Below are 18,728 nucleotides of genomic sequence, written 5' to 3' on the forward strand. Positions count from 1 at the left end.
GAGCAGATGACCAAATTAAGAGTTCATGAATATGCAAAAAAAGTAAATAAATCAAGTAAAGAAGTAATCGAACAACTAAACAAACTAAACATTACTGTTTCAAATCATATGTCGATGCTTGAAAGTGAAGCTGTAACTAAATTAGATTCTGTTTTTAATCAAGGAAATTCAGCGAATCAAACTTCTAAACAAAAAGTAATGAGCGATACGAAAAAATCTGCACCAAAAGCTCAAAATAAACAATCAGAACAACAGCCTATTAAACCACAGAAAAAAGCTGGTAATGAACATAAACAAACGCCTAATGGAGCTGGCGAAAAACATAAAAGTAAGGGTAACCATAACAAAAACATGGAACAACAACAAAACAACAACAAAAATAAAGGCGGATTTAACCAACGTAAGAAACCAGGAATTCATGGTGGGAAACGTCGCCAACCAAAACATCATCAACCTCAAGCAACTGTAACACCAAAAGAACTGCCAGAAAAAATTACTTTCTATGAATCTTTATCTGTTGCAGAACTTGCGAAAAAATTACACCGTGAACCATCAGAAATTATTAAAAAATTATTTATGCTTGGAGTAATGGCAACAATTAACCAAGAGTTAGATAAAGATGCAATTGAATTAATTTGCGCTGACTATGGTGTAGAAGTAGAAGAAGAAGTACGTGTTGATATTACGGATTTAGAAGTATATTTCGAGCAAACTGAAGTAAATGAAGATGAATTAAAGGAACGACCACCAGTTGTAACGATTATGGGACACGTTGACCATGGTAAAACAACATTGCTGGATTCAATTCGTAATACAAAAGTGACTGCTGGCGAAGCAGGTGGAATTACACAACATATAGGTGCATACCAAGTTGTAGTAAATGATAAAAAAATTACATTCCTTGATACACCAGGTCACGCTGCATTTACAACAATGCGTGCGCGCGGAGCAAAAATTACTGATTTAGCAATTATTGTTGTAGCTGCAGATGATGGTGTAATGCCACAAACTGTTGAAGCGATTAACCACGCAAAAGCGGCAGAAGTTCCAATTATTGTTGCAGTGAATAAAATGGATAAACCTTCTGCAAATCCTGACCGAGTAATGCAGGAATTAACTGAACATGGTCTAGTTCCTGAAGACTGGGGCGGTGACACAATATTTGTTCCAATATCTGCCCTAAAAGGTGAAGGTATTGATACGCTTTTAGAGATGATACTATTAGTATCTGAAGTAGCAGAACTAAAAGCAAATCCTAATCGTTCAGCAATCGGTACAGTAATTGAAGCTCAATTAGATAAAGGTAGAGGTTCTGTTGCTACATTATTAGTTCAAGATGGTACATTGCGTATCGGGGACCCAATCGTTGTAGGTCATGCTTATGGACGTGTACGTGCAATGGTAAACGATCTAGGACGCCGTGTAAAAGAAGCTGGACCAGCAACTCCAGTAGAAATTACGGGAATAAATGAAGTTCCACAAGCAGGAGATCGTTTTGTTGTATTTGAAGACGAAAAAACTGCTCGCCAAGTTGGAGAATCTCGTGCAATGACTGCAATTCAAGCAAGTCGTTCAGAAAAACAACGCGTGACATTAGACAATTTATTTGAACAAATGTCTCAAGGCGAAGTAAAAGAATTAAATATTATCGTGAAAGCAGACGTTCAAGGTACTGTTGAAGCAATGGCTGCATCATTAATGAAAATTGATGTAGAAGGCGTTAATGTGAAAATTATTCATACTGGTGCAGGTGCTATTACGGAATCAGATATTTCACTTGCTGCAGCTTCAAATGCCATTGTCATTGGTTTCAACGTACGTCCAGATGCAAATGCAAAACGTGCTGCTGAAGAAGAAGGAGTAGACATTCGATTACACCGAATCATTTATAAAGTGATTGAAGAAATCGAAGCTGCGATGAAAGGTATGCTTGACCCAGAATTTGAAGAAAAAATTATTGGTCAAGCGGAAGTACGTCAAACAATTAAAGTTTCAAAAGTTGGTACAATCGCTGGTTCTTATGTAACGGATGGTAAAGTAACTCGTGATTCTGGCGTTCGTGTAATTCGTGATGGCATCGTAGTTTATGAAGGTGAACTCGATTCGTTAAAACGATTTAAAGATGACGCGAAAGAAGTTGCGAAAGGTTACGAATGCGGTATGACAATTAAAAACTTCAACGACATTAAAGAAGGCGATATAATTGAAGCCTTCATTATGGAAGAAATTAAACGCTAGTGATTGTCTACGTGGAAGTGGAATTTATGATTCCAACTGCCCATTCGTTAAAAGAAAAGAGAGCAGTTCTCCAGCGAATGATTACTCGTACAAAGCAAAAGTTCAATGTTTCGATAGCAGAAATTGACCATCAAGATGTGTGGCAACGGACAAGATTAGCTTTAGTGTCCGTTTCCTCATCGAAGGCAAGTGCAGAGCGTGAAATCAACCACGCACTGCATTTTCTTCAATCAAATCCTGCATGGGAACAGCTTGAGGTTTGGCGAGATTATTTATAACTAGACTAAATTTTAAAGGTGATGGCTAGGTATAATATCAATATATAAATACCTTATAAAAAAACATCCCTTTAATAAAGAGGTGGCACATCTTATGTCATTACGTTCAAATCGTATAGCTGAGCAAATGAAAAAAGAGCTTGGCGATATTATTACTCGTAAATTAAAAGACCCGCGTGTTGGATTTGTAACCATAACGGATGTAGACGTTACTGGTGATCTTCAACAAGCAACTGTCTATATTTCTTCTCTAGGAAACGATCGTGAGCGTGAAGAAACATTAAAAGCTTTAGTAAAAGCTTCTGGTTTCATTCGTACTGAAATTGGGAATCGAATTCGTTTGCGTCGAACACCTGAAATAACATTTGAATTTGATTCATCGATTGAATACGGAAACAAAATTGATGCGCTGTTACGTTCTCTCCATGAAGAGTAAATTCTAAAGGGAACTATAAAGTTGAACTTTAGTCAGTAGAGGTCTTCATCCCCTACTGATTGTTAGTGGAACTTATTAGGAGAAGTTGATCACCACCTACCATTACTCGACTCTTCTAAAGTTGAAATAGTAGGATTTCTACTTCTCGTCAATGCGGGACAAAAATTTAAAGAGTATAGGTCTACATCTGCATAATGTTGTGCAATGTAGACTTTTCTTTTTATCGAGTTCAGAATTTTTGTATGATAAATTTCATTTATCTCATAGCTAATATTAAAGGAGAACTACAATGAACGGCATTATAGCGCTATGGAAAGAGCGAGGCATGACTAGCCATGATTGTGTTTTTAAATTGCGCAAAATCTTAAAAACGAAAAAAATTGGTCATACGGGAACATTAGATCCAGCAGTTGAAGGAGTCCTGCCTATTTGCATTGGGCAGGCGACAAGAATTGCAGAATATCTAACTGATGCTGGCAAAACATATGAGGCGATTGTTAGTATTGGCAAATCAACTACAACAGAGGATGCTGAAGGGGAAACAGTCGAAGCAGATGAAACTTATAAAAAGATTTCAAGACAGCAGCTATTAGAAGTATTAGAATCTTTAACAGGTCGGATAGAACAAACTCCGCCAATGTTCTCTGCTGTAAAAGTAAATGGTAAAAGACTTTACGAATACGCTCGTAAAGGTGAAGTTGTAGAACGCCCAACAAGAACTGTAACGATCTATTCGATGCAATTGCTTGATGATTCAACAGTTTTCGAGGGGGAAGAAATAACATTTCGTTTAAGAATTGCGTGCAGTAAAGGAACGTATATCCGTACACTTGCTGTACAAATTGGGGAAAAATTAGGTTTTCCTGCACATATGTTATCTTTAATCCGTACTGCCTCTGGAACATTTACTAAGGAGAATTGTGTCACAATAGAACAAGTGGAAAACATCATGAATGAAGGAAATATTCAAAATATCATTCTTCCTGTAGAATATGCATTAGCTAATTATCCATTTGTTGAAATTGATTCATCAAATGATAAACAAATTATAAATGGACAAGTGCTTCCGATACATGCCTTTTTAAGAGAAAGTGATAAAATTGTGTTTAGTAAGCAAGGAAAGGCTTTAGCCGTTTATATAGCACATCCAACAAAAGAAGGATTCATGAAGCCTGAAAAAATGTTCCCAAATTTAATATAGGAGGCAAAATCCACAATGAATATTATTCATTTGAAATATCCACATCAGTTAAATCAACTAGATCAAACGGCTGCATATTCATTAGCAGTCGGATTTTTTGATGGTGTACATAAAGGTCATCAAGCTGTCATAAAAACTGCAATCGACAAAGCGCAAGAGTTAAAGATTGAGAGTGCAGTTATGACATTTGATCCCCACCCATCTATCGTATTAGGTGGGCGAAAGGAAAAAGTATTTTACATAACACCATTACAACAAAAGCTGGACATATTAAATGATCTGGGTGTAGATAATGTTTTTGTTGTTCAATTTACATCAGATTTTGCTAAACTTTCTCCAGAAGATTTTATTCAATACTTTATTCGGGATTTAAATGTTAAACATGTCACTGCAGGATTTGATTTCTCATTCGGAAATTTTGGCAAGGGCAATATGGAAACGATGAAAGAATTAAGCAATGGAGATTATGGTGTAACGATTGTGGATAAACTAAGTGATGATGCAGAAAAAATAAGCTCTACAAGAATACGTCAATATCTACAAGATGGAGATATGGAAAGTGCAGCGAAATTATTAGGACGAGCATTTGAAGTGCCAGGTATAGTCGTTCATGGGGATAAGAGAGGGCGTACAATTGGTTTCCCAACTGCAAATATTCAAGCGATAGAAGGTAGTTTTATTCCTGCAACCGGTGTATATGCTGTGAGAATTTTAGTTCAAAACAAATGGTATGATGGTGTTTGTAATGTGGGATATAAACCAACGTTTAAAAACCCTGATGACCGACAATTATCAATTGAAGTGCATATTTTAGATTTTAATAAAAATATTTATGGAGAAGAAGTACAAGTTGGTTGGTATAAACGTCTTCGAAGTGAACAAAAATTTGACGGCATCGATGCATTAAAGGCTCAAATTGAAAAAGATAAAGAGGAAGCAATTCTTTACTTCAAGCACCTATCATAATATTTGCTTGTAAATCTAAAGTATGGTACACTTCTTTAAGTGTATTACGCACTAAACCTTAGCTCGGCTTTTCGATTCTCCAACGACTGCTGTGCTATTGGTGTTAAATTATTATTTAGGAGGTCCATAAGACTATGGCAATCACAAAAGAACGCAAAAATGAAATTATCGCTGAGTACCGCACTCACGAAGGAGATACTGGTTCTCCAGAAGTACAAATCGCAGTATTAACTGCAGAAATCAATGCTTTAAACGATCACTTACGTACTCATAAAAAAGACTTCCACTCAGAACGTGGTCTTCTTAAAAAAGTTGGTCGTCGTCGTCACTTATTAAAATACTTACGTGAAACAGACGTACAACGTTACCGTGAATTAATCCAACGTCTTGGATTACGTCGATAATAAAGAAAAGCGAAAGCGCCCTGCATCTGCCGCTATCACTTTCGATGCAGAATAAATTTTGCACACGTGGGAAGTAGGGGCTGGGCGCTGCAGCTAGACAGTAAAAAGCATGACCAACATAGCGTTGGCCAAAAAAGCGGGAATATTCCCGCTTTTTATTTATGTAAAATCTTTTTTTAAATAAAAAAGAAATAAATGATATTCTCCTAAATAAATTGTAAAAAATATACGAAATAGCCATAATTAAATTGAAAATATTTAGCATAGAAATTGCTTTTTTGATACACTTACTATGATATATATTCGTAACGTAGTGTGTTTCATTAAGAAAGGGGTTCATTAAATGACCGAAAAAAAAGTCTATTCATATGAATGGGCTGGCCGCCAACTAGTAGTTGAGGTAGGACAGCTAGCAAAACAAGCAAATGGTGCAACATTAGTACGCTATGGTGAATCAGCAGTACTTGCAACAGCCACGATGTCAAAAACTCCAAAGGCATTAGATTTCTTCCCACTAACGGTGAACTATGAAGAACGTCTTTATGCAGCTGGTAAAATTCCCGGTGGATTTATTAAGCGTGAAGGTCGACCATCAGAGCATGCGATTTTAGTTTCACGTTTAATTGACCGTCCAATTCGACCAATGTTCCCAGACGGATTCCGTAATGAAGTACAAGTTATTTCAATGGTAATGTCTTCTGATCCTGATTGTCCTACTGATGTGGCGGCAATGTTTGGTTCATCATTGGCATTAGCTATTTCAGATATTCCATTCAATGGACCAATTGCTGGAGTACATGTTGGTTACATTGATGGTGAATTTGTTATCAATCCGACTGTTGAACAAGTAGAAAAAAGTACTATTCACCTATCTGTGGCAGGAAATAAAGATGCCATTAATATGGTTGAAGCAGGTGCATTAGAAGTACCTGAAGAAATTATGCTTGAAGCTATTATGTTCGGTCATGAAGAAATTAAGAAATTAATTGCATTCCAAGAACAAATTGTTGCTGAAGTTGGAAAAGAAAAAATTGCAGTTGAACTATTTGAAATTAACGAAGAACTTTCTGCTCAAGTTAAAGAACTTTGTGAAGAAGATATGATTGCTGCAATTCAAACAGTAGAAAAGCATGCGCGTGAGGAAGCTATAACAGCTGTTAAGGAACGTGTTATTGCAGGCTACGAAGAACAAGAAGCAGACGAAGAAACATTAAAACAAGTAAAAACAATTTTAGATAAAATGGTTAAAGATGAGGTTCGCCGTTTAATTACAGAAGAAAAAATTCGTCCTGATGGTCGTAAGGTTGATGAAATTCGACCACTTTCTTCTGAAGTTGGCTTATTACAACGTGCACATGGCTCAGGCTTGTTCACACGTGGACAAACTCAAGCGCTATCAATTTGTACATTAGGACCATTGGGTGACGTGCAAATTATAGACGGTCTTGGTTTAGAAGAGTCAAAACGCTTTATGCACCACTATAACTTCCCGCAATTCTCAGTTGGTGAAACAGGACCAATGCGTGGACCTGGACGACGTGAAATAGGACATGGGGCATTAGGTGAACGTGCATTACTCGCAGTTATTCCTGACGAATCTGAATTCCCATATGCAATTCGTTGTGTATCTGAAGTTTTAGAATCAAATGGTTCAACTTCACAAGCATCAATCTGTGCTTCAACACTTGCGATGATGGATGCGGGTGTACCAATTAAAGCTCCTGTAGCTGGTATTGCAATGGGTCTTGTTAAAAAAGGCGAACATTATACTATTTTAACGGATATTCAAGGAATGGAAGACCACCTTGGAGATATGGACTTTAAAGTAGCAGGTACAGCAAAAGGTGTAACTGCACTTCAAATGGATATTAAAATTGACGGGTTATCTCGAAACATTTTAGAAGAAGCACTGCAACAAGCAAAAGCTGGTCGTATGATTATATTAGAATCAATGCTTGCTACACTTGCTGAGCCGCGTACTCACTTATCTAAATATGCTCCAAAAATTGAAGTGGTTCATATCAATCCAGATAAAATCCGTGATGTAATTGGTTCTGGTGGTAAAACAATTAACAAAATTATCGATGAAACTGGCGTAAAAATTGATACTGAACAAGACGGTACAATTTATATTTCTTCTGCTAATGAGGAAATGAACAAACGTGCTAAAGAAATCATCGAATCTATTGTACGTGAAGCAAAAGTGGGCGAGTACTATATGGCAACAGTAAAACGTATCGAGAAATTCGGCGCATTCTGTGAAATTTTCCCAGGAAAAGACGGCTTGCTACACATTTCAGAAATTCAAGAAGAACGTACAAACAAAGTAGAAGATGTATTAAAAATTGGTGATCAACTACTAGTGAAATGTATTGAGATTGATAACCAAGGGCGTGTAAACTTATCGCGTAAAGTGGTAATTAAAGAAGAAAAAGAACGTGCTGAACAAGCCTAATTAATGAATAAGCTAGAACTTATCGGATAACTATAGCCTCGCTTCATTTGATGAAGCAGGCTAATTTAAGGAAGGTGCCCATGATTTTAAACTAGGGTGGCCTTTTTTTATTGTCCGGGAAAACAAATTAGCCCTTGCGCTTTTCTAACTGGCTCTTTTTATATGAATATTGTATTGTATGAAGAAGATATATTTTCTTATGAATTTAGCTAAAAGAAAGACAAAAAGAAAAAGAGAGGTAAGAAATTGGTTACTGTTTATACATGTCATAATGGCGTTCGCATCGTATCAGAACATATTCCACATGTCCGTTCAATCTCTGTAGGGATATGGGTAGGGGTTGGATCGCGATCTGAATTGCCTGAAGAAAATGGAATTACACATTTTATTGAGCATATGCTCTTTAAGGGGACGAAAACGAGAACAGCTCGCCAAATTGCAGAAGAATTTGATCGAATTGGCGGTGAAATTAATGCGTTTACTTCAAAAGAAAATACTTGTTATTATGCAAAAGTGTTAGATCATCATGGTGAACTGGCAATTTCTATACTTGCAGATATGTTTTTTAATTCAGAGTTTGCAAAGGTGGAATTGGAAAAAGAGCGCCAGGTTGTTTTAGAAGAAATTTTAATGAGCGAGGATGCACCTGATGATGATGTTCATGAACAATTATGGCGCGTTATGTACCCGACCGACGCTCTAGGTCTACCGATTTTAGGTACAAGCGAAACATTACAGACATTCACAAAAGACACAATCCTTCAATATATGGATAAACATTATTACCCAGAAAATATTGTCATCTCAGTTGCTGGTAATATAACTAAGGACTTGCTACTTCACATTGAAAAGTTGTTTAGTCGTTTTGAGCATTCCCCTAAGGCTGTAGAAACGACACTTACTTTCCCAACATTTCATTCTGGCAAATATGTCAAACAACGTGATGTAGAGCAGTCCCATATTGCTATTTCATATCCAGCAATAGGAGTAAAACACCCAGATTTAAATAGCTTTATTGTTTTAAATAATATAATTGGCGGCAACACATCCTCAAGACTATTCCAAGAGGTAAGGGAAGATCGTGGACTCGCTTATACAATTTTTTCCTATCAGTCATGCTATGAGGATGTCGGAGCATTGACAATATATAGCAGTACAACAAATCAACAGCTACCATTATTACAGCAAACAATTGATAAAACTTTAAATACAGTTCGTTCTTCAAGGGTTACAAAAACAGAATTGGAAAATGCAAAAGAGCATTTAAAAGGCAGCTTCGTTTTAGATTTAGAGGGTACCAGTGCAAGAATGAGCCGCAATGGAAAAAATGAACTTGTTCATGGCCGCCATAAAACAATCGATGAAACTATCTCAGAAATCGATTCGGTATCGATGGACAAAATAGATGAACTTATTGACACTATATTAGGTGCAGAACCTGCTGTTGCGATTATTGGTCAAGGAGTTAATGAAAAAGTTGTTTCCTAAAAAGGAGACAACTTTTTTATATTTTTCTAAATAAAATCGTCTCTTAAAGAATAAAAGTAATATAAACTAACGATTTATATTTTCGTTAATTTTTTATAACATTCAGAACTTGAGTTGAAGGGGCACCTTCATTTCTTAGGTTGCATATAGTAACAATAAGCTCATGGAGGAGGGAGATAATGCTGCTATCGGAGCTTGCAGAGAAAGAATTGATTGAAATGGAAAATGGAGTTCGATACGGATATTTATCTGAAACGGAATGCGTATTTGATCCAAAGACAGGTAAGATTTTTGGCTTTGAACTCGGTGAACAATCAACGAAATTGCCATTTCAAAAAAAGAAAACAACTTCACCTTTATTTATTCCTTGGGAGGAAATTCACCTAATTGGTGAAGATAGAATTTTGTTCCGTAAAACATATACACAAAGAGGGAAGTTTGATTTATGAATGAAGAGAAATGGCTTATTGTTGGTACAGATTCACGAATGAAGGTTTTAGCAAAAAATTTGAGCGATGGTAATAGAACCGTATTTTATAAAAATTTATCGGTGTGGGATGAAGAGCTAAACAAAACAGTTCTTGAGTTTCATCCTCACTTTGTTGTGCTGCCAATTCATCCATTACCGATTGAAGTGCCAATTGTATATGGACTATCACGAGCAGTCATTTTTGCTGGCAAATTAAATGACCAATGGAAAGAACTATTACAGCAAAATGAAGTTCATTATTATTTAGAAGATGAGGCATTTATTTGGCACAATGCTTCTTTAACAGCGGAAGCGTTTGTATCAACCTTCTATAATACAAAACGAGCAATTAGAGGAAAAAAGTTTATCGTAACCGGCTTTGGTCGAGTAGCAAAAATGGTTGCGCATATTTTAAGAAGTATGGGCGCACATGTTTGTGTAGCTGTCAGATCGAATATACAGCTAAATGAAGCAAAAGCATTGCGCTATGAAGCTGTTTACTTGGAAGAAGTAGGTGACATCAAAGGAGACTTCTTTATTAATACAATTCCAGCAAAATGGCTTGATGAACAATTTAACGATAAAATTTCTATTCCAATATTTGATTTAGCCTCCTATCCAGGGTGTTTACAAGATGGAATTAGTAGAAAGCAGTATGAACTGTTGCCAGCGCTGCCTGGAAAGTTTTTCCCTGAAGATGCTGGAAACGTATTATATGAATCGATTGTCGAACAATTAAGGAGGAGAGATCCTTGCTCGAAGGAAAAAGAATAGGGCTAGGCATAACAGCGTCACATTGTACCTATGAGGAAGTTGTTCCAAGAATTATGGATTTCCGCAATGCTGGTGCTACAGTAGTACCTATTATTACACATTCCGTGTTAACTGCTGCAACACGCTTTGGAACTGGAGAAGAATGGATTGAAAAAATAGAGTCTTTAGCTGGAGAGAAAGTTGTATCGTCCATTGTAGAAGCAGAGCCTTTTGGTCCGAAAAATCCACTAGATTGTATGGTTATTGCCCCTATGACTGGTAATTCAATTAGCAAGTTTGCAAATGCTTCAACAGATAGTCCTGTATTAATGGCTGCAAAAGCAACACTCCGAAACGGTTCCCCGGTTGTATTAGGAATTTCTACAAATGATGCCCTAGGATTAAATGGGGTAAATATTATGAAATTGTTGAACTCAAAAAATATATATTTTATTCCTTTCGGTCAAGATGATCCATTTAATAAACCGAACTCATTAATTGCAGATTTTACAAAGATGCTCGAAACTGTCGAGCATGCTCTCATTCATAAAAAACAGCTACAACCCTTATTTATCCAATATTTGAAATAATCCAATTTTCTAACACATTTCAAACTTTTTGTGATACAATTTACAACATTATGTTACTAGTTTTTGAGGAGAGATGAGTAAATGTCTAAGGAATTAACAGTTGCAATTGTAGGTGCTACAGGTGCAGTAGGAACTAAAATGAAAGAACAGCTATTAAAACGTAATTTTCCGATTAAACATATAAAATTTTTAGCTTCTGCTAGATCAGCTGGCAAAGAAGTTGAGTTTGGCGGAAAAACTTACACAATTGAAGAAGCTACGCCAGAAGCTTTTGAAGGTGTAGATGTTGCGTTATTCTCAGCTGGCGGTTCTGTTTCTGCGAAATTAGCGCCAGAAGCAGCAAAACGTGGTGCTGTTGTAATTGATAATACAAGTCATTTCCGTATGCACCCAGAAGTGCCCTTAGTTGTGCCAGAAGTAAATAGAGAAGATTTAGCTCGTCATAATGGAATTATTGCAAATCCAAACTGTTCAACGATCCAAATGGTTGCTGCACTTCAACCAATTCGTGAGGCATTTGGTTTAACAAAAGTAATTGTTTCCACTTACCAAGCTGTATCTGGTTCAGGTGTTTCAGCAATTGAAGAACTGCGTCAACAAAGCGCACAGTGGGAAGCTGGCAAAGATGTTGAGGCAAATATTCTACCTTGTAAATCAGATAAAAAGCATTATCCGATTGCGCGTAATGTCATTCCGCAAATCGATGTATTTACGGACAATGGCTTTACATATGAAGAAATGAAAATGATAAATGAAACGAAAAAAATTATGCATATGCCTGAACTTTCAGTAGCTGCAACGTGTGTTCGTGTACCAGTTGTCTCTGGACACTCTGAATCTGTTTATATAGAAGTTGAAAAAGACGCTTCTGTTCAAAATATTTTTGATGTGTTGAAAAATGCTCCTGGTATTGTATTACAAGATGATATATCTAACCAAGAATATCCAATGCCATTATATGTTGAAGGTGAAGATCCAGTTTATGTTGGACGTATTCGCCAAGACCTATCGAACAAAAAAGGATTCCATTTATGGATTGTTTCAGATAATTTATTAAAAGGCGCTGCTTTAAACTCCATTCAAATTGCAGAAGCGATGTTAGAGGATAATTTACTCTAAGGGGTGTTAATAGTGGATTTAGGTCGAATTGCTACTGCCATGATTACCCCATTTGATGACAATGGAAAAATTAATTATGAAGTAGCAGAGCGAGTAATAGAGCACTTAATTCTAAATGGTACAGATGCAATCATAGTTTGTGGGACGACGGGTGAAACCCCAACATTAACTATTCCAGAAAAAAGAGAGTTTATTGATTTTACGATAAAAAAAGTAAATAAACGAATTCCAGTAATTGCTGGTGTTGGTTATAATGATACTTCGTACACAATCGAAGCAACAAAAGTGGTGGAGGCTTTTGGTGCTGATGGCATAATGGTCGTTGCACCTTTTTATAACAAGCCAAACCAAAGAGGAATTTATGCACATTTTGAGGCTGTTGCGAATATTACAAACTTGCCGATTGTTGTTTATAATGTTCCAGGACGTACTGGGGTTAATATTTCTGCACAAACGACAATCGAGTTAAGTAAAATTCCCAATATCCGCATTATAAAAGAGGCTAGTGGAAGTCTGGATCAAATGACTGAAATACTAGCAAACGTTTCGGATGATACATTTGTATACAGCGGAGATGATGCCTTGACACTGCCTCTTATTTCGATAGGAGGGAGAGGGGTCATTTCGGTTGCCTCTCATGTTATTGGAAATGAAATGCAGGCAATGATTAAAGCATTTGAAAAAGGGCGACATGAAGTTGCTGCAAAATACCATCAAGCAATGTTACCACTTATTAAAAAATTATTCGAAAACCCAAATCCAGTCCCTGTAAAATATGCAATGAGTAAAGTTGGTTTTAATGTTGAAAAAGTAAGACTTCCATTAGTTGAACTATTGGAAGAAGAAAGAATTAGGTTTGATGAAGTTTGGGAGCAATTCCAAGAAAAAGTAGCAAAATTAAATACTGTCTCTTAAGTTATGGAGTATTGAAAGGCAAACATTTCGGTGTTTGCTTTTTTTAAAAGTTAGGAAGTCATAGGTAGTGGTGCTCTTGATTTTATTACCATCTAGGTGAGTATGGACAACGATTGTGTCCCCCTGCATATACGAGGAGGTGCGAGTGTCGACAGTGCAACAGAATGTTACGCTTTTGTGGGCCAGCGCATGGGCTCACACGATGTGAGTCATGCATCTGACGCTTCGCTTTCGGTGCAGAAAAATTGTCGGCGATGCCACAGGATGTGGCGCTTTCGCCGACGCGAGCCTAAGCGAGCCGCCTTCGCTTTAAAGATATCCAGCTACGGCGGCTAGGCTCTCGTGTCGCTTCAACTTCCTTCTACGCGTGCAAGCACGCTTGGCGGAAGTCTCCAGCGCATGTCGAGCCTAAGCGAGCCGCCTTCGCTTTTAAAGATATCCAGCTGCGGCGGCTAGGCTCTCGTGTCGCTTCAACTTCCTTCTGCGCGTGCAAGCACGCTTGGCGGAAGTCTCCAGTGCATGTCGAGCCTAAGCGAGCCGCCTCCGCTTTTAAAGATATCCAGCTGCGTCGGCTAGGCTCTCGTGTCGCTTCAACTTCCTTCTACGCGTGCAAGCACGCTTGGCGGAAGTCTCCAGCGCATGTCGAGCCTAAACGAGCCGCCTCCGCTTTTAAAGATATCCAGCTGCGTCGGCTAGGCTCTCGTGTCACTTCAACTTCCTTCTACGCGTGCAAGCACGCTTGGCGGAAGTCTCCAGCGCATGTCGAGCCTAAGCGAGCCGCCTTCGCTTTTAAAGATATCCAGCTGCGGCGGCTAGGCTCTCGTGTCACTTCAACTTCCTTCTGCGCGTGCAAGCACGCTTGGCGGAAGTCTCCAGTGCATGTCGAGCCTAAGCGAGCCGCCTCCGCTTTTAAAGATATCCAGCTGCGTCGGCTAGGCTCTCGTGTCGCTTCAACTTCCTTCTACGCGTGCAAGCACGCTTGGCGGAAGTCTCCAGCGCATGTCGAGCCTAAACGAGCCGCCTCCGCTTTTAAAATTAAAATTTTCGCTTTTTTATTTGTGCTTCCTGCATGGACACCGTATAATGATTTATAAGTGGTTGTGCGTTCGGGATATTTTTAGGAGGAAATCAAGTGACGAAAACAAAAAACGAAGTAATCCGAGTAATCCCTCTTGGCGGAGTAGGAGAAATCGGAAAATCTATGTACGTAATCGAAATCGATGACGAACTATTCATTGTAGATAGTGGGTTAATGTTTCCAGAAGATGAAATGCTTGGAATAGATATCGTCATCCCTGACATTACTTACTTAGAAGAAAATAAAGAACGAGTAAAAGGAATTTTCTTAACACATGGTCACGAGGATGCGATTGGTTCAATCTCCTACGTACTACAAAAGATAAAAGCTCCTGTTTACGGGTCAAAATTAACAATTGCTTTAGCGAAGGAACATATAAAAGATTTGCCGGTTCCTCAGCCAGTTAAATTTTTCGAAGTAACAAATAAAAGCCGTATGAACTTTAATTCTACTTATGTGACTTTTTTCCATACGACACATAGCATCCCTGATTCATTAGGAATTGTTTTCCATACTTCTGAAGGTGCAATTGTTCATACAGGAGAATTTAAGTTTGATCAATCTGCTAAAGGGAAATATAAACCAGACATTGCTAAAATGGCCCAACTTGGTGAAGAGGGCGTATTCATTTTACTTTCAGAATCAACAGAAGCTGAACGACCAGGACATACAACGAGTGAAACAGTTATTGAAGAAAGATTGGCAAAATATTTCTATTCAGCGCCTGCTCGCATCATTGTAGCAGTTTATGCGTCAAACTTTATTCGAATTCAGCAAATATTCAACCAAGCACAGGATTCCAATAGAAAAGTTGCAGTCATTGGAAAAAGCCTAGAAAAAGTAATTGATATTGGTGTTAATCTTGGCTATCTAACGATTGATGAGAATACACTCATCCCAGTAAGTGATATTCAAAAATATGAAGATGAAGAATTAATTATCATCGTTACTAGCAACCAAGGTGAACCTTTAGAAGCGCTTGATAAAATAGTTCGTAAACAGCATCGTGACATAAGAATTAAAGAAACCGATACAGTTCTTATTACCTTTACGCCATCACCAGGGATGGAAATTCAAATGGGCAGTGCAATGAACAGTTTGGCAAAAGCTGGCGCAACTGTTCTAACAGCTGATAAAAAAGTCCACGTTTCTGGTCATGGTAGTCAAGAAGATTTGAAAATGATGCTAAATTTAATGAAGCCAAAATATTTTATCCCGATACAAGGCGAATACCGAATGTTAATTGCACATTCAAAATTAGCACAGGCAACTGGAATGCAAAAATCACAAATCTTTATTGCTGATAAAGGTGATATTGTAGAATATAAAAATGGCAAAATGCGAATGAGTGGACGTGTACAAGCAGGCAATGTTCTTATCGATGGAATCGGTGTGGGAGACGTAGGAAATATCGTGTTGCGAGACCGTAAGCTACTTTCACAAGATGGAATATTCATCGTTGTTGTAACGTTGAACAGAGCGCAAAAACGAATTGCATCAGGTCCTGAAATATTATCGCGCGGATTTGTTTATGTGCGTGAGTCAGAGGAGTTAATTTTAGAAGCTACTGAACTTGCACGATATGTTATTGAAAAGTATGTGAATAAAGATACGTTTGAATGGACAAACATAAAACAAGAAATCCGTGATACGCTAAACGCTTATTTATTCCAAAAAACAAAGCGCCGCCCAATGATTATCCCAATTATTATGGAATACTAAGCAACTCGTAATTATTACGGTTGTAGACAGGTAAATAATAATTCTTCCTGCAAGAATTTGTCCACAACCAAGAAGGATTTTCTTAGCCGATATCGGTTCAAGGAAATCCTTTTTTTCTCTTAAAAATTAAATATTATCGTTAAAGATAAGTAGGTGAAGAAATGACTGAAAAGAAAAAAACAAGCACGAAAGCAAAATCTGGATTACATCCTCTTGCCTATGAAATTATTGGCTTATTATTAATCGCCTTTGCCATTATTGTATTTTTTGAGTATGGTGTTGTCGGACGTACCATTCAGACAATCTCCATGTTCCTTTTTGGAAACTTGCATATTGTAGTTCCTTTTTTCGCAGTTTTAGTAGCAATACTTCTAATGGTAAAAAGAAAGAGTGTATCCTTTAAAGATCGAATTGTACAAGGATCGATTTTAATCGTAATTAGTTTATCCATTTTTAGTCATAGTGTATTATTTGAAGAATTATATAATAGTAATAAATTACTTTCTAATTCGGTATTACGGGAAACATGGCGACTTTTAATCGAAATGGATGGGATTGAAAACCGCAGCAGCGCTCTAGGTGGAGGAATAATTGGGGCTCTATTTTTTAGTATGTTCCATATTTTATTCGATGCTAAAGGAGCAAAGGTGGCTGCGTGGTTTATTTTATTTATCGGAATCATTTTAATTACAGGTAAAGCCCTTGTACCAATTCTTATCGAGAAAGCGCCGAAAATTAAAAAGAAATTCCCTAGAAAAAGAAGAAGTAAAAAATCTGTAATAAAGGATGAAAAACGTCCAAAACGTTCAAGGTCAAAAGATGACTCGGTTTCAAATGAAATTGCAGCAACTACTGAGGAGCCAGTACGCAAAAAACAGACGGAATACTTAGTTGAAGATAAAGATGAAGAGGTAGATGAAGAACCAATTATTTCTGCTTTTACCCAACAATATAAAATTGAGCAGCCCCATATTACAATTGCTGAGGAACCGATAGAAGAAGATCATGTAAATATTGAAGATGCAATACAACATGCAGTTGAAAGTAATGTGGAAAATGTTGATTATCGACTACCTTCCATGAATTTGTTACAACTCCCTCCAACACATGATCAAAGCGGTGAATATTCTATAATTCAAGCGAATGCAAAAAAACTAGAACAAACGTTTTTAAGTTTTGGTGTTAAGGCAAGAGTTACTCAAGTCCACCTTGGACCAGCTGTAACAAAATATGAAGTCATGCCAGATGTCGGTGTTAAAGTAAGCAAAATTGTTAGTTTGCAAGACGATTTAGCTTTAGCTCTTGCAGCGAAGGATATTCGAATGGAGGCCCCGATTCCAGGTAAATCAGCAATTGGTATTGAAGTGCCAAATAGTGAGGTAGCAATCGTAACTTTAAGAGAAGTGCTTGAGTCAAAGGAAAATAATAAACCAGATTCAAAGCTGCTCATTGGATTTGGTCGGGATATTGCTGGACAAGCAATATTGGCAGAACTTAATAAAATGCCACATTTATTAGTTGCAGGTTCTACAGGAAGCGGGAAAAGTGTTTGTATTAATGGCATCATTGTTTCAATTTTAATGCGAGCTGCGCCCCATGAAGTGAAAATGATGTTAATTGATCCAAAAATGGTTGAGTTAAATATGTATAATGGCATTCCCCATTTATTGGCACCAGTTGTAACAGATGCAAGAAAAGCATCGCAAGCATTACAAAAAGTGGTATCTGAGATGGAACGCCGCTATGATTTATTTTCTCACTCTGGTACACGAAATATTAAAGGTTACAATCAGCATGTTGAACAATTTAATAGGGAACATGATGAAAAACATCCGAAACTGCCTTATATCGTTGTTATAATCGATGAGTTGGCGGATTTAATGATGGTTGCGTCACATGATGTTGAGGATTCCATTACACGTTTAGCACAAATGGCACGTGCTGCAGGTATTCATTTAATCATCGCAACGCAAAGACCTTCAGTGGATGTTATTACAGGTGTTATTAAAGCAAACATTCCATCGCGTATTGCTTTTGCAGTATCATCTGCTGTTGACTCGCGAACGATATTAGATATGGGTGGTGCAGAACGATTGCTGGGAAGAGGTGATATGTTATTTTTACCAGCCGGATCATCTAAGCCAATTCGAGTACAAGGAGCGTTCTTATCTGATTCCGAAGTAGAGGCAGTAGTTGATTTTGTTATAGAACAACAAAAAGCACAATATGATGAATCAATGATACCAACAGATGAACCTGAAAAATCATTCCAGGAAGAAACAGATGATTTATATGATGAGGCTGTTCAGCTAGTTGTAGAAATGCAAACGGCATCTGTTTCCATGCTTCAAAGACGCTTTAGAATAGGCTACTCTAGAGCTGCACGCATCGTAGACCAAATGGAAATGAGAGGGGTAGTTGGTCCGCCAGATGGAAGTAGGCCAAGACAAGTATTAGTAAATAAAACGAATGTAGAAAATGGATAGAACTATTAATGTTACATGATATTGTAAAAAAAGAATAGAAACTTTATATCTATTACACAACAGATTTTTGTAAATCTATTTTCATTATTCGAGAAAAATGGTATATTATGAACGATTAGTAGGAATGTTC

15 protein-coding genes are annotated in these 18,728 nt (G+C 37.4%); all 15 read left to right on the forward strand.

Going from position 1 to position 18,728, the window contains the following annotated elements:
• Positions 1-6: 6 nt before the first annotated feature.
• The 15 genes from infB to MKY04_RS07210 all read left to right on the forward strand — a co-directional run bounded on the left by infB (position 7) and on the right by MKY04_RS07210 (position 18,598).
• Entirely contained in the window at positions 7-2,238 is a 2,232-nt protein-coding gene (gene infB / locus MKY04_RS07140) for a translation initiation factor IF-2 (protein ID WP_126293001.1), read from the forward strand.
• A complete protein-coding gene (locus tag MKY04_RS07145; protein ID WP_126293002.1) occupies positions 2,238-2,516 on the forward strand; it encodes a DUF503 domain-containing protein in 279 nt (92 codons plus the stop codon). The genes infB and MKY04_RS07145 overlap by 1 nt, the downstream gene beginning before the upstream one ends.
• A 94-nt stretch (positions 2,517-2,610) precedes the next feature.
• A complete protein-coding gene (gene rbfA, locus MKY04_RS07150) occupies positions 2,611-2,952 on the forward strand; it encodes a 30S ribosome-binding factor RbfA (protein WP_126293003.1) in 342 nt (113 codons plus the stop codon).
• 289 nt (positions 2,953-3,241) lie between these two features.
• Positions 3,242-4,153, forward strand: coding sequence for a tRNA pseudouridine(55) synthase TruB (gene truB, locus MKY04_RS07155; protein ID WP_126293004.1), 912 nt, complete (start codon positions 3,242-3,244; stop codon positions 4,151-4,153).
• A 15-nt stretch (positions 4,154-4,168) separates the two neighbouring features.
• Positions 4,169-5,119, forward strand: coding sequence for a riboflavin biosynthesis protein RibF (gene ribF, locus MKY04_RS07160; RefSeq protein ID WP_126293005.1), 951 nt, complete (start codon positions 4,169-4,171; stop codon positions 5,117-5,119).
• A 134-nt stretch (positions 5,120-5,253) separates the two neighbouring features.
• Complete coding sequence (rpsO, locus tag MKY04_RS07165) at positions 5,254-5,523, forward strand: 30S ribosomal protein S15 (RefSeq protein ID WP_126293006.1); 270 nt, start codon at positions 5,254-5,256, stop codon at positions 5,521-5,523.
• A 343-nt stretch (positions 5,524-5,866) separates the two neighbouring features.
• Entirely contained in the window at positions 5,867-7,978 is a 2,112-nt protein-coding gene (gene pnp, locus MKY04_RS07170) for a polyribonucleotide nucleotidyltransferase (RefSeq protein ID WP_346235566.1), read from the forward strand.
• A 246-nt stretch (positions 7,979-8,224) separates the two neighbouring features.
• A complete protein-coding gene (locus MKY04_RS07175; protein ID WP_126293008.1) occupies positions 8,225-9,466 on the forward strand; it encodes a M16 family metallopeptidase in 1,242 nt (413 codons plus the stop codon).
• Positions 9,467-9,645: 179 nt separating this feature from the next.
• Positions 9,646-9,915 carry a YlmC/YmxH family sporulation protein gene (locus MKY04_RS07180; RefSeq protein WP_126293009.1) on the forward strand — a complete coding sequence of 90 codons (270 nt, stop codon included), beginning with the start codon at positions 9,646-9,648 and terminating at the stop codon, positions 9,913-9,915.
• Positions 9,912-10,709 (forward strand): NAD(P)-dependent oxidoreductase, encoded by a 798-nt coding sequence (locus tag MKY04_RS07185; RefSeq protein WP_126293010.1) that lies wholly within the window; start codon positions 9,912-9,914, stop codon positions 10,707-10,709. Before MKY04_RS07180 ends, MKY04_RS07185 begins: the two co-directional genes overlap by 4 nt.
• Positions 10,688-11,278, forward strand: coding sequence for a dipicolinate synthase subunit B (locus MKY04_RS07190; protein ID WP_126293011.1), 591 nt, complete (start codon positions 10,688-10,690; stop codon positions 11,276-11,278). Before MKY04_RS07185 ends, MKY04_RS07190 begins: the two co-directional genes overlap by 22 nt.
• An 81-nt stretch (positions 11,279-11,359) precedes the next feature.
• Positions 11,360-12,397, forward strand: a complete 1,038-nt coding sequence (locus tag MKY04_RS07195) for an aspartate-semialdehyde dehydrogenase (protein WP_126293012.1) — start codon at positions 11,360-11,362, stop codon at positions 12,395-12,397.
• Between the two features lie 12 nt (positions 12,398-12,409).
• Positions 12,410-13,312, forward strand: a complete 903-nt coding sequence (dapA, locus tag MKY04_RS07200) for a 4-hydroxy-tetrahydrodipicolinate synthase (protein WP_346235567.1) — start codon at positions 12,410-12,412, stop codon at positions 13,310-13,312.
• 1,132 nt (positions 13,313-14,444) lie between these two features.
• Complete coding sequence (locus MKY04_RS07205; protein ID WP_346235568.1) at positions 14,445-16,112, forward strand: ribonuclease J; 1,668 nt, start codon at positions 14,445-14,447, stop codon at positions 16,110-16,112.
• Between the two features lie 161 nt (positions 16,113-16,273).
• A complete protein-coding gene (locus tag MKY04_RS07210) occupies positions 16,274-18,598 on the forward strand; it encodes a DNA translocase FtsK (protein ID WP_346235569.1) in 2,325 nt (774 codons plus the stop codon).
• Positions 18,599-18,728: the final 130 nt, after the last annotated feature.

The organism is Lysinibacillus telephonicus, assembly GCF_039654155.1.
Classification (GTDB): Bacteria; Bacillota; Bacilli; order Bacillales_A; family Planococcaceae; genus Ureibacillus; species Ureibacillus telephonicus.

Bases quoted from the DNA above. Each gene is read 5' to 3' on its own strand.
- infB (WP_126293001.1), top strand. From the start codon at position 7: ATGACCAAATTAAGAGTTCATGAATATGCAAAAAAAGTAAATAAATCA.
- rbfA (WP_126293003.1), top strand. From the start codon at position 2,611: ATGTCATTACGTTCAAATCGTATAGCTGAGCAAATGAAAAAAGAGCTT.
- truB (WP_126293004.1), top strand. From the start codon at position 3,242: ATGAACGGCATTATAGCGCTATGGAAAGAGCGAGGCATGACTAGCCAT.
- ribF (WP_126293005.1), top strand. From the start codon at position 4,169: ATGAATATTATTCATTTGAAATATCCACATCAGTTAAATCAACTAGAT.
- rpsO (WP_126293006.1), top strand. From the start codon at position 5,254: ATGGCAATCACAAAAGAACGCAAAAATGAAATTATCGCTGAGTACCGC.
- pnp (WP_346235566.1), top strand. From the start codon at position 5,867: ATGACCGAAAAAAAAGTCTATTCATATGAATGGGCTGGCCGCCAACTA.
- MKY04_RS07180 (WP_126293009.1), top strand. From the start codon at position 9,646: ATGCTGCTATCGGAGCTTGCAGAGAAAGAATTGATTGAAATGGAAAAT.
- MKY04_RS07185 (WP_126293010.1), top strand. From the start codon at position 9,912: ATGAATGAAGAGAAATGGCTTATTGTTGGTACAGATTCACGAATGAAG.
- MKY04_RS07195 (WP_126293012.1), top strand. From the start codon at position 11,360: ATGTCTAAGGAATTAACAGTTGCAATTGTAGGTGCTACAGGTGCAGTA.
- MKY04_RS07210 (WP_346235569.1), top strand. From the start codon at position 16,274: ATGACTGAAAAGAAAAAAACAAGCACGAAAGCAAAATCTGGATTACAT.